Origin of the sequence: Herbaspirillum huttiense (assembly GCF_004367745.1) — a bacterium.
GTDB classification, from domain to species: Bacteria; Pseudomonadota; Gammaproteobacteria; order Burkholderiales; family Burkholderiaceae_D; genus Herbaspirillum; species Herbaspirillum huttiense.
Window position 1 is genome coordinate 4,483,340 of sequence record NZ_CP037993.1, and the last position, 11,500, is coordinate 4,494,839.

General features: G+C 62.6%; 10 protein-coding genes. 3 read left to right on the forward strand and 7 right to left on the reverse strand.

The genetic code is table 11. From position 1 onward, the window contains the following. Positions 1–171: 171 nt before the first annotated feature. The 6 genes from E2K99_RS20035 to E2K99_RS20060 form a co-directional block, all read right to left on the reverse strand. Positions 172–1,146: a Tim44 domain-containing protein gene (locus E2K99_RS20035; protein ID WP_134223323.1), complete on the reverse strand. Its 975-nt coding sequence runs from the start codon at positions 1,144–1,146 to the stop codon at positions 172–174. A gap of 128 nt (positions 1,147–1,274) precedes the next feature. Further along, positions 1,275–2,009 (reverse strand): bifunctional demethylmenaquinone methyltransferase/2-methoxy-6-polyprenyl-1,4-benzoquinol methylase UbiE, encoded by a 735-nt coding sequence (gene ubiE / locus E2K99_RS20040; protein WP_134223324.1) that lies wholly within the window; start codon positions 2,007–2,009, stop codon positions 1,275–1,277. A gap of 86 nt (positions 2,010–2,095) precedes the next feature. Then, positions 2,096–2,623: a GNAT family N-acetyltransferase gene (locus E2K99_RS20045; RefSeq protein WP_134223325.1), complete on the reverse strand. Its 528-nt coding sequence runs from the start codon at positions 2,621–2,623 to the stop codon at positions 2,096–2,098. Further along, positions 2,601–3,026, reverse strand: a complete 426-nt coding sequence (locus E2K99_RS20050) for a gamma-butyrobetaine hydroxylase family protein (RefSeq protein ID WP_039786816.1) — start codon at positions 3,024–3,026, stop codon at positions 2,601–2,603. The genes E2K99_RS20045 and E2K99_RS20050 overlap by 23 nt, the downstream gene beginning before the upstream one ends. Positions 3,027–3,103: 77 nt before the next feature. After that, complete coding sequence (locus tag E2K99_RS20055) at positions 3,104–3,556, reverse strand: HIT family protein (protein ID WP_121045837.1); 453 nt, start codon at positions 3,554–3,556, stop codon at positions 3,104–3,106. A 3-nt stretch (positions 3,557–3,559) separates the two neighbouring features. Next, positions 3,560–7,561, reverse strand: coding sequence for a DUF3683 domain-containing protein (locus E2K99_RS20060; RefSeq protein ID WP_134223326.1), 4,002 nt, complete (start codon positions 7,559–7,561; stop codon positions 3,560–3,562). Positions 7,562–7,946: 385 nt separating this feature from the next. Between E2K99_RS20060 and E2K99_RS25600 the strand changes: the two genes are divergently transcribed. After that, positions 7,947–8,084 (forward strand): hypothetical protein, encoded by a 138-nt coding sequence (locus E2K99_RS25600; RefSeq protein WP_166675087.1) that lies wholly within the window; start codon positions 7,947–7,949, stop codon positions 8,082–8,084. A gap of 69 nt (positions 8,085–8,153) precedes the next feature. On the opposite strand, the gene E2K99_RS20065 is transcribed toward E2K99_RS25600, so the two are convergent. Next, a complete protein-coding gene (locus tag E2K99_RS20065) occupies positions 8,154–8,645 on the reverse strand; it encodes a YqaA family protein (protein ID WP_121045834.1) in 492 nt (163 codons plus the stop codon). A 338-nt stretch (positions 8,646–8,983) separates the two neighbouring features. Here E2K99_RS20065 and ilvA point away from each other — a divergent pair, with 338 nt between their 5' ends. Both ilvA and queF read left to right on the forward strand, forming a co-directional pair. Continuing rightward, positions 8,984–10,519 carry a threonine ammonia-lyase, biosynthetic gene (gene ilvA / locus E2K99_RS20070; RefSeq protein WP_276321805.1) on the forward strand — a complete coding sequence of 512 codons (1,536 nt, stop codon included), beginning with the start codon at positions 8,984–8,986 and terminating at the stop codon, positions 10,517–10,519. Between the two features lie 84 nt (positions 10,520–10,603). Continuing rightward, positions 10,604–11,479 (forward strand): NADPH-dependent 7-cyano-7-deazaguanine reductase QueF, encoded by an 876-nt coding sequence (gene queF / locus E2K99_RS20075; RefSeq protein WP_134223328.1) that lies wholly within the window; start codon positions 10,604–10,606, stop codon positions 11,477–11,479. Positions 11,480–11,500 lie beyond the last annotated feature (21 nt).

Here is an 11,500-nt window from a genome sequence, read left to right on the forward strand (position 1 = left end):
GAATCGGAGTGGATCGGAGGACTACAGGTTGAGTACGCCGGAGCAGAAAGAATTCCCTCCGCCAAAACAAAACCGCCCGCAAAAGCCGGGCGGTTTCAAGTGTACCAGCTTGGCGCACTGGCAAGGTTCAGGCACTGCGGCTGGCTTGATCCAGCGCGCCTTGTGCCTGCATCAGACCTGCTGGATACCCGCCAGCACCCAGCCGCCGCTGCCGTTGAGCGGTTTGGAGAGATTCCAGATCTCGGCGAAGGGTTCGGCCGAGGCATCCGGCGCTTCCTTGATGAGCCCCTGGAAACGCACTGTGGCCAGGTAATCGAAGGCCATGGTCTCGATGCCCAGCAATTGCGCATCGAGCTGCACGACATCGGTGGCATTGGGCGCGGCGCCACGTTCGGTCAGCTGCATGCGCAGTTCGGCGAACATCTCGGGCGTGGTGAATTCACGGATGTCGTTGACATCGGCGCGATCCCACGCCGCCTGCAGGCGGATGAAATAGGTCTTGGCATTGCGCACGAATCCGGCAGTATCAAAGCCTTCGGGGATGCCCCATTGCTGGATCTGCGCCGGCTGGGCCGTACCACCGTAGCTGTTGCCTTGCAGTGCTGCCGGTGCCGCGTGCGGGACCGCCGGCGGCGGATTGACGTCGCGCAGGCCGGAGCCGATTTCCGGTGTGGCACCAGCCGCGCTGCCGATGGGGCTCACGCCCGGCATCGGTGTGGCATAGGCCGGATTGTTGTTCTGCGCTTCACGGCCACGGGCAAACAGGCGGATCAGGAAGATCACCAGCGCGCACAGCAGCGCAATGGTCAGCAGCGAACCCAGCATGCCGCCGAGCGCGCCACCGATCCCGAAGTGCGACATCAGCGCACCGAGGCCGAAGCCCAGCAGGGCACCGCCCAGCACATTGCGCCAGGGGCTGGCGGGCTTGGGCATGGGAGCGCTTTGCGGTGCGGCGGCCGGTGCGGCAGGACGGGAAGGCTGGCTATAGGACGGCGAAGACGGCGCAGAGGGAGCCGCCTGACGTGAGTAATTGGAGGATTGCTTGCCGAAGGAACCACCGCCACCCAGGCGCTTGGCCTCGGCGGGCGACATGATGAGGGAGAGCGAAGTGATCGCCAGCAGCAGTGCGAGGAATATTTTTTTCATGGGCTTGCCTCTTGTGGATGATGACGAAGTGGCGAGCGGGCCGAGGGAAAAGCAAGCCGCCACATCGGAGCCATCATTGTCGCCGGGCAGAATTAAGCCAGCCTTAATGCTGGCGCGCCCAGCATTAATCACATCTTAATGCCCGTATGCAGCGCAGCCACACCGGCGGTCAGGTTGAAATACTGCACGCGGTCCAGGCCGGCCTGTTCCATCATCTGCTTCAGGGTTTCCTGGTCGGGGTGCATGCGGATCGATTCGGCCAGGTAGCGATAGCTGTCGGCATCGTTGGCCACCTTCTTGCCCAGCCACGGCAGGACCGAGAAGGAATAGACGTCATAGGGTTTCTTGAGCGGCGCCCAGACCTTGGAGAATTCCAGCACCAGCAGCTTGCCACCGGGTTTCAGCACGCGGCGCATCTCGGCCAGGGCGGCATCCTTGTGGGTCATGTTGCGCAGGCCGAAGGCCACCGAGACGCGGTCGAAATAATTGTCCGGGAAGGGCAGCTTCTCGGCATCGCACAGCATGGTCGGGGTGACGATGCCCTTGTTGAGCAGACGGTCACGGCCCACGCGCAGCATGGATTCGTTGATGTCGGTAAGCCAGACTTCGCCGCTCGGACCTGCCTGCTTGGCGAAGACCTTGGAGAGGTCACCGGTACCGCCGGCGATGTCGAGCACCTTGAAGCCCGGACGCACGCCGGCCTGGGCGATGGTGAAGGCTTTCCAGATGCGATGCAGGCCCGCCGACATGAAGTCGTTCATCACGTCGTACTTGGCAGCGACGGAGTGGAACACTTCCGCGACCTTGCGGACCTTTTCTTCTTCTTTGACGGTTTCGTAACCGAAGTGGGTGGTGTTGGTCATGGCTGGGCCTGTAACGATGAAGACGACATTATAAGGGGAGCATCCGGCTTGGGCTTGCTTGCTGCCGTGGCAGGTATTGATGCGTATCAGCGCTCGCGCAGCCGGGCCATCGACAAGGCATCCACGTAGCGGCCCTCACGGAAGGCATATTTGCGGTAGGTACCTTCCACTTCGAAGCCGAGCTTGCTGTAAAGCGCGATCGCGGCCGCATTGTCGGCGAATACGGTCAGTTCCAGCCGGCGAATGTCCAGCCACTGATCGGCTGCCTGCACCAGCTCGGCCAGCAGCGCCTTGCCCACACCCTGCCCGCAATACGCATCGTGCACGCCCATGCCGATACCGGCCGCGTGCGCGCGCCTGCCGGCCGAACGATGCAGGCTGGCCTGGCCGATTACCTGGTCATCCAGCAAGGCCAGCAGATGCAGGCCGCCGTTGACGCCGTTGACGCCGGTAGTCAGCCAATGGCGCGTCTGCTCCAGTGTCTGATAAGGCAGGCGCAGGGTGCCGAAACGGAAACCCGGCAGGTTCACCAAGGTCGTGACGCCCTCGGCATCCTCAGGACGCGCGGCACGGATGAGCCAGCCGGGTTGCTCAGTGATGATGGCCGCAGGCATGCGCGTTGCCTCCTTCGACGGGCTGGTGATCACGCCCGCTTTCACGGGTGAAGCCGGCCGCTTCCAGTTTCTGCAGATAGGCTTCCCACAGGGCAGCCTGGTCACGGCCGAGCTGGTAGAGGTAATCCCAGGTGAAGATGCCGCTGGCGTGGCCGTCCGAGAACAGCGGTTTGACGCCATAGTTGCCGACCGGTTCGATGCCGTGGATCTCGACGTCGCGCTTGCCGGTCTGCAGCACTTCCTGGCCCGGTCCGTGGCCGCGCACTTCGGCCGAGGGCGACAGAACGCGCATCAGTTCAAAGGGCAGGGAAAACATCACGCCGTCATCGAACTCGACTTCGACCACGCGCGAGAGCTTGCGTACCTTGAAGGACACCGGAACCGGAGAAGACGGGGCGCTCATGGGCTCTCCCTTGTTGAAATTGGTGAGAAGAAACATCGCGCCCGGCTGCGTCACCGCACGCCGGGCTACTGCCAGCATCAGGCCGTCAGGCCTGCCGCATCGAGATGCCGGCGCACTGCTTCGCGCAACTGCGGCAGCAGTGCACGGCGGGCGGCCAGCGAGCCCTCATCGGCCGCACGGCGCGGCTCGGCCCAGACCGGGCTAGGGAAATGGCGATCATCGGTGAAACGCGGGATCACATGCCAGTGCACGTGCGGGGTCATGTTGCCCAGCGTGGCCAGGTTGACCTTCTCGGGCTGCATCACCTCGCGCTGGGCGGCCTCGACCGCCCACACCGCATTGGCCAGCAGGGTGCGCTGCGCCGGGGCGAGGTCGGTCATTTCCTTCACGTGCGCATGGCAGATCACCCGGCAGAAGCCCGGATAATCGGCCTCATCGACCAGCACCACGCGAAACGCCGGATGCTGCCACAGCACCTCGCCACCATCGCCGGCGCACAGCTCGCAAGCGGGAACCACGGAGGCACTCATCGCTTACACCAGGATACGTTCGATGCCGCCATTGTTGGCGCGCTCGACGTATTCCGGCATCCAGTTTTCGCCCAGCAGGTGACGCGCCATTTCCACCACGATGTAGTCGGCGGTGGTGCCGGCATCCTCGTTGTAGCGCGACAGGCCCTGGAAGCAGGACGGGCAGGAGGTCAGGATCTTGACGTCGCCGGTGAAGCCATCGGCGCGGACCTTGTCGCTGCCCTTCTTCATCTCCTCTTCCTTGCGGAAGCGGACCTGGGTCGAGACATCCGGACGCGACACACCGAAAGTACCCGACTCGCCGCAGCAGCGATCGTTCTTCTCGATCTTCTGCGCGTCCACCGTGGTGATGAGCGAGTTGACGGTCTTCAGCGGATCCTGCTGCTTCATCGGGCTGTGGCAGGGGTCGTGGTACATGTAGCGGGTACCGGTCACGCCTTCCAGCTTGACGCCCTTCTCCAGCAGGTATTCGTGGATGTCGATGATGCGGCAGCCGGGGAAGATCTTCTCGAATTCATACCCCTGCAGCTGGTCGTAGCAGGTACCGCAGGACACCACGACGGTCTTGATGTCGAGGTAGTTCAGCGTATTGGCCATGCGATGGAACAGCACGCGGTTGTCGGTGATGATCTTCTCGCCCTTTTCGAAGTCGCCGGTACCACGTTGCGGATAACCGCAGCACAGGTAGCCCGGCGGCAGCACCGTCTGCACGCCCACGTTCCACAGCATCGCTTGCGTGGCCAGGCCGACCTGCGAGAACAGGCGCTCCGATCCGCAGCCCGGGAAATAGAACACCGCTTCCGTATCGGCCGTGGTGGTCTTGGGGTTGCGGATGATGGGGACGATCTTGTCGTCCTCGATATCGAGCAGCGCGCGGGCGGTCTTCTTGGGCAGGTTGCCCGGCATCTTCTTGTTGATGAAGTGGATGACCTGCTCCTTGACCGGCGGCTTGCCGACGGTGGCGGGCGGTTTCTGGGTCTGCTTCTTGGCAAACTTCTTCATCAGGTCGTTGCCCAGGCGCTGCGCCTTGAAGCCCCACTGCGTCATCACCTTGCGGGTGGCGTTGATGGTGGCCGGGTCGGTGGCGTTCAAGAAGAACATGGCCGCATTGGTACCGGCATTGAAGGACTTCTTGCCCATCTTGCGCAGCAGGTTGCGCATGTTCATCGAGACATCGCCGAAGTCGATATCGACCGGGCAAGGCGTGACGCACTTGTGGCACACCGTGCAGTGGTCGGCCACGTCCTCGAACTCTTCCCAATGCTTGATGGAGACGCCACGGCGGGTCTGCTCTTCATAGAGGAAGGCTTCCACCAGCAGCGAGGTCGCCAGGATCTTGTTGCGCGGCGAGTACAGCAGGTTGGCGCGCGGCACGTGGGTCGAGCAGACCGGCTTGCACTTGCCGCAGCGCAGGCAGTCCTTGACGCTGCTGGCAATCGCACCGATGTCGCTCTGCTGCATGATCAGCGACTCGTGGCCCATCAGGCCGAACGAAGGCGTGTAGGCGTTGGACAGGTCGGCTTCCATGCCGGGCAGGTTCAGGAGCTTGCCCTTGTTGAAGCGGCCTTCCGGGTCCACGCGCTTCTTGTATTCGCGGAATTCGCCGATCTCGTCTTCGGTCAGGAATTCCAGCTTGGTGATGCCGATGCCGTGTTCGCCCGAGATCACGCCATTGAGCGAACGGGCCAGCTTCATGATGCGTGCCACGGCGACGTGGGCATCCTGCAGCATTTCGTAATGGTCGGAATTGACCGGGAGGTTGGTGTGCACGTTGCCATCACCCGCGTGCATGTGCAGGGCCACGAAGACGCGGCCGCGCAGCACGCGCTTGTGGATGGCCTGGCATTCTTCCAGGATCAGCTTGAAGGCCGCGCCCGAGAAGATCTGGCGCAGTTGCGCCCGCACTTCCTGCTTCCAGGAGATGCGCACGGTGCGATCCTGCACCACGTGGAAGACGGCGGCTTCGGGCTGGTCAAGCAGGCGCTGCTCGAACACCGGCAGCATCTTTTCCAGGCCCAGCGCGGCCAGTTCGCCCTTGGCTTCACCCAGCGGCTTGTCCAGGTTGGCCAGCAGGTAGGACCAGCGTGCGTGGGTCTGTTCCAGCAGGCTCTCGGCCTGGTGGACGCGGTCTTCCAGCATCTCGGCGGCGGGGATGTCATCACCCTCGGCGTCGTCGCTCTTGCCCAGCGGCAGGTTGCCCTTGACGAAGAAGCTGTCCAGTTCGGCCAGCAGTTGCAGCTTGTTCTTGATCGACAGCTCGATGTTGATGCGCTCGATGCCGTCGGTGTATTCACCCATGCGGTTCAGCGGGATCACCACGTCTTCGTTGATCTTGAAGGCATTGGTGTGCTTGGCGATGGCCGCCGTGCGCGAACGGTCCAGCCAGAATTTCTTGCGCGCTTCCGGGCTCACGGCCACGAAGCCTTCGCCCACACGGTTGTTGGCCATGCGGATGACTTCCGACGCGGCAGCGGCCACGGCATTCTCGTCATCGCCGACGATGTCGCCGATCAGCACCATCTTGGGCAGCACGCCGCGCTTGGACTTGGTGGCATAGCCGACCGCGCGCAGGTAGCGCTCGTCCAGGTGTTCCAGGCCGGCCAGGATGGCGCCGCCCTTTTTGGTTTCGGCGTCGAGGTAATCCTTGATTTCGACGATCGAGGGAATCGCATCGCGCGCCTGGCCGAAGAATTCCAGGCAGACCGTGCGGGTCTGCTTGGGCATCTTGTGCAGGATCCAGCGGGCCGAAGTGATCAGGCCGTCACAGCCTTCCTTCTGCACGCCGGGCAGGCCCGAGAGGAATTTGTCGGTGACGTCCTTGCCCAGGCCTTCCTTGCGGAATTTCTTGCCGGAGATTTCCAGGATCTCGGTCTTGAAGACTTCGGTCTTCTGGCCCTTTTCGCCGGGATGCGACCACTCCAGCTTGAAGCGTGCCACTTCGACGTCGTGGATCTTGCCCAGGTTGTGGTCCAGGCGGGTCACTTCCAGCCAGTCACCCTGCGGATCCACCATGCGCCAGCTGGCCAGGTTGTCCAGCGCGGTGCCCCACAGCACGGCCTTCTTGCCGCCGGCGTTCATGGCGACGTTGCCGCCGATGCAGGAGGCTTCAGCCGAGGTCGGGTCCACCGCGAAGACGAAGCCGGCCTTCTCAGCCGCATCCGAGACGCGCTTGGTGACCACGCCGGCACCCGAGTAGATGGTGGCGTAAGGCTTGTCCAGGCCGGGCAGGATTTCCATCTCGACCGCGCCCAGCTGTTCCAGTTTTTCGGTATTGATGACGGCCGACATGGGCGTCAGCGGAATCGCACCGCCGGTGTAGCCGGTGCCGCCGCCGCGCGGGATGATGGTCAGGCCCAGTTCGATACAGGCCTTGACCAGGCCGGCCATCTCGTCTTCGCTGTCCGGGGTCAGCACCACGAAGGGATACTCGACGCGCCAGTCGGTGGCGTCGGTCACGTGGGAGACGCGCGAGAGGCCATCGAACTTGATGTTGTCCTTGGCGGTATAGCGGCCCAGTACCTTGGTGGCGCGCTTGCGCAGGTCATAGGTCTGGCGGAACTCTTCGGCGAAATCGCCGATGGCCTTGCGGGCCGCCTTCAGCAAGGCTTCCACGCTGGCGCTGCGGCGCTGGGCCTCGGCGTCGCCGGATTCGGCCAGGTCGGTGGCCAGGCGGCGCTTGTCGACTTCGCTCAGGCGATGGTTCAGCGCCTCGATCAGGGCGGCGCGGCGCTTGGGGTTGTCCAGCAGGTCGTCCTGCAGATAAGGATTGCGGCGGACCACCCAGATATCGCCCAACACTTCATACAGCATGCGCGCCGAACGGCCGGTCTGGCGCTTGCCGCGCAGCTCGTCCAGCAGGGACCAGGAGGCTTCGCCCAACAACCGGATCACGATCTCGCGATCGGAGAAGGAAGTGTAGTTGTAAGGGATTTCGCGCAAGCGCGGTGTCGCTGCGCCATGCGGCGCGTCTGTAAGCAAAGCCTGGATCTGTGCGGGGGCGTTCATTGATGTATGAGGTAAATCTGCTGCCGGAGGTGCATTTTAGCCTATTGGCAAAACTCGCGATGGCCCGACCCGGGTTTTGGGCGCGCTTGCATGAGCTTTGAGAGACCTTGTGCGGCGGATCGGCGACGTTTGCAGCGAGCAACGCGGCAATAGCCTCTACCAATTGGATTCATAATAACAATCAATTTCTAAAAATCGATTGCCAAAATCTATAATCCATCTCAACTACTCAGCCATCAGGGACATGCCCTGACCCATCCCGCCAAGGAGGCCCCATGTTGCAAACCCTGATGACCGAATTCCTGGAAAACCTGGCCATTACCCTGGCCGACTACGCCCAATGCAAGGCCTGAGCGGCCCGCGACGACGCTACAAGGAGATCACCATGCATACCGCCATCCTCAACGAAGACACCGGCCTGACCATGAAGCTCAAGACCCGCCACCTGGCCGTGCTGGGTGTGACGGCGACCTTCCTGGCGATCCGCCTGGTCGAGAACCTGGTGCCGACGTTGGCAGGATGATTCACCTGCCTCCCGGAATCCCTGCCACGGCGCCCTTGCGGCGCCGTTTTGCTTCATCTTTTCAGGAATTTACGCCAGCCAGCTGCCCAGCTTGTGCCAGAAGCCATCCGGCACGTTCAGCAGCAGCCAGGTCATGAGCACGTAGCGGATGAACTTGCCGATGGCCATGTAGAACACCGAAGGCCAGAACGGCAGCCGCAGCCAGCCGGCCAGCGTACAGATGGGATCTCCGATGCCGGGCAGCCAGGCCAGCAGCATGGTCTTGGCACCGAAACGCTCCAGCCAGTGGAACCAGCGCGAGGAGCGCTCCTTGGCGAAGGCCTGCTTGGCCCCATAGCCCATCCAGTAGTCGACGATGCCGCCCAGGGTGTTGCCGAAGGTGGCCACCAGGATCACCGGCCAGAACATCTCCGGACTGGCCTTGATGACGGCAAACACCGCCGGTTCAGAACCCAGCGGCAGCAGGGTGGCCGAAATGAAGCTGATCAGGAACACCGAGGTCAGGCCGACGGTAGGAATGGCGAGGATATTGAGCAGCCAGAGGACGGCGGATTCGATCATGCAGGAGGCAGGTAGGTGGAATCGGCTGGCCGCAGCCAGGAGGAAAACTTGCCACCCGTCAAGCCGGTGTGGTGGCGCAGCGTGCATTCTAGCTGGTGCCGCCGGGGCTGAATTCAAGAAGTGAAGAAAGATTCAGCTCCATAACCGCCAGAATACGCGCTTGCAGCGGCCCCGGTGCGGTCCTTTATAATGCCCAGTTCCCCTGGCCCGGACCGGTGACCTGCCAGCCCGGCCCAGGAGGAAATCCCAAGCGGCTTACCCAGCCTTGATTCCTTTTACCCTGATTGCGATATGACCGCGCCTGAACCCGCTGCTGCTCGCCTGACTTCACTTCATTGATGACCAACATGAGTAACGATTATCTGAAAAAGATCCTGACCGCCCGCGTCTACGACGTCGCCCAAGAAACCCCGCTGGAACTGGCGAATACGCTGTCGCAAAGGATTGATAATCGAATTTACTTCAAGCGTGAAGACATGCAGAGCGTGTTCAGCTTCAAGCTGCGCGGCGCCTACAACAAGATGGCCCACCTGACGCCGGCGCAACTGAAGCGCGGCGTCATCTGCGCCTCGGCCGGCAACCACGCCCAGGGCGTGGCGCTCTCCGCAGCCCGCCTGGGCTGCCGCGCCGTGATCGTCATGCCCACCACCACCCCGCAGGTGAAGATCGATGCCGTCAAGGCGCGCGGCGGTGAAGTGGTGCTCTTCGGCGACTCCTTCACCGATGCCTACGAACACGCCTTGACGCTGGAAAAGAAGCAGAAGCTGACCTTCGTCCACCCCTTCGACGATCCTTACGTGATCGCCGGCCAGGGCACGGTGGGCATGGAAATCCTGCGCCAGCACCCGGAACCGATCCACGCCATCTTCGTGGCCATCGGCGGTGGCGGCCTGATCGCAGGCGTGGCCTCCTACGTCAAGGCAGTGCGGCCGGACATCAAGATCATCGGCGTACAGACCACCGACTCCGACGCCATGGCGCGCAGCCTGAAAGCCGGCCGCCGCGTGGCCCTGCCGGACGTGGGCCTGTTCTCGGATGGCACGGCGGTCAAGCTGGTAGGTGAAGAAACCTTCCGCATCGCCAAGGAGCTGGTGGACGAAGTCATCATCGTCGACACCGATGCCGTCTGCACCGCCATCAAGGACATCTTCCAGGACACCCGCAGCATCGTCGAACCCGCCGGCGCGCTGGCCGTGGCCGGAGCCAAGGCCTATGTGGAACGTGCCAAGGCCAGCAAGAAGCCGATCAAGGGCGAGTCCTTGATCACCATCGCCTGCGGTGCCAACATGAACTTCGACCGCCTGCGCTTCGTGGCCGAAATGGCAGACAACGGCGAGGCGCGTGAAGCGGTCTTCGCCGTCACCATTCCCGAAGAACGCGGCAGCTTCCGCCGCTTCTGCGAAACGGTCGGCCCGCGCAACGTCACCGAATTCAACTACCGCATCAGCGATGCCAAGGCGGCCCATGTGTTCGTCGGTATCCAGGTATCGGCAGCGGATGAAGCAGGCAAGATCGCGCGCAATTTCGAGAAGGCAGGCTTTGGCGTGCTGGACCTGACCCATGATGAACTGGCCAAGGTCCACATCCGTCACCTGGTGGGCGGCAAGAGTGAACTGGCGGGCGATGAACTGCTGTATCGCTTTGAATTCCCGGAACGTCCGGGCGCGTTGATGAAGTTCCTTTCCAGCATGAACCCGGGCTGGAACATCAGCCTGTTCCACTACCGCAACCAGGGCGGCGATGTCGGCCGCATCCTGATCGGTGTGCAAGTGCCGAAGAAGGAAATGAAGGAATTCCGCGCCTTCCTGGCCCAGCTGGGTTATCGCCACTGGGACGAAACGAAGAACCCGCTGTACAAGCTCTTCCTCGGCTGATCAACGCCGACGCCGCGCGCCAATTCACCGACGCGCGGCGGCAACATCACAGAACGTCACCCGCAGCACCGCAGGAGTATTCATATGGACCACACCAACCCGCCCGCATCCACCGTCGGACATTCGCCGGAAAGTTCTCCCCTGGGCAAGAGCTCGGAATATCCGACGCATTACGATCCGAGCCTGCTGTTCCCGATTCCGCGCGCGCCCAAGCGCGCCGAATTGCAGATCAGCGGCACCCTGCCCTTCTTCGGCGTGGACCTGTGGACGGCTTATGAAATCTCCTGGCTGAACCTGCGCGGCAAACCCCAGATCGCCATCGCCACCTTCATGGTGCCGGCCGATTCGCCCAACATCATCGAGTCGAAGTCATTCAAGCTATATCTGAACTCCTTCAACCAGGAACGTCTGGAAAGCGCCGACGAACTGATCACCAAGATGCGCACCGACCTGTCGGCCGCCGCCGGCGCCAGCGTGCAGGTGACGCTGACCGAATCCTCGCAGTTCGGACAGATGCAGTTTGGTGAACTCTCGGGCCTGCTGCTGGACCGGCTCGATGTGGAAATCGAACCGGCCACCGGCGCGGCCCATCCCGACGGCAGCCTGCTGCGTGCCAATACCGACGAAGCCACGGTGGAAGAAAACCTGGTGTCGCACCTGCTCAAGTCCAACTGCCCGGTGACCAGCCAGCCCGACTGGGGCAGCGTGCAGATCCAGTACGTGGGCGCGCCCATCGACCAGGAACGGCTGCTGAAGTACATCATCGGATTCCGCGAACACAATGAATTCCACGAGCAATGCGTGGAACGCATCTTCACCGACATCCTGCGCCACTGCAAACCGCAGAAGCTGGCGGTCTACGCTCGCTACACGCGGCGCGGCGGGCTGGACATCAATCCCTGGCGCAGCAATTTCTCCAGCGCCAAGCCCCCTTCGCAACTGCGCAACGCGCGCCAGTAAGCGTCGACAATTCATCCCTGC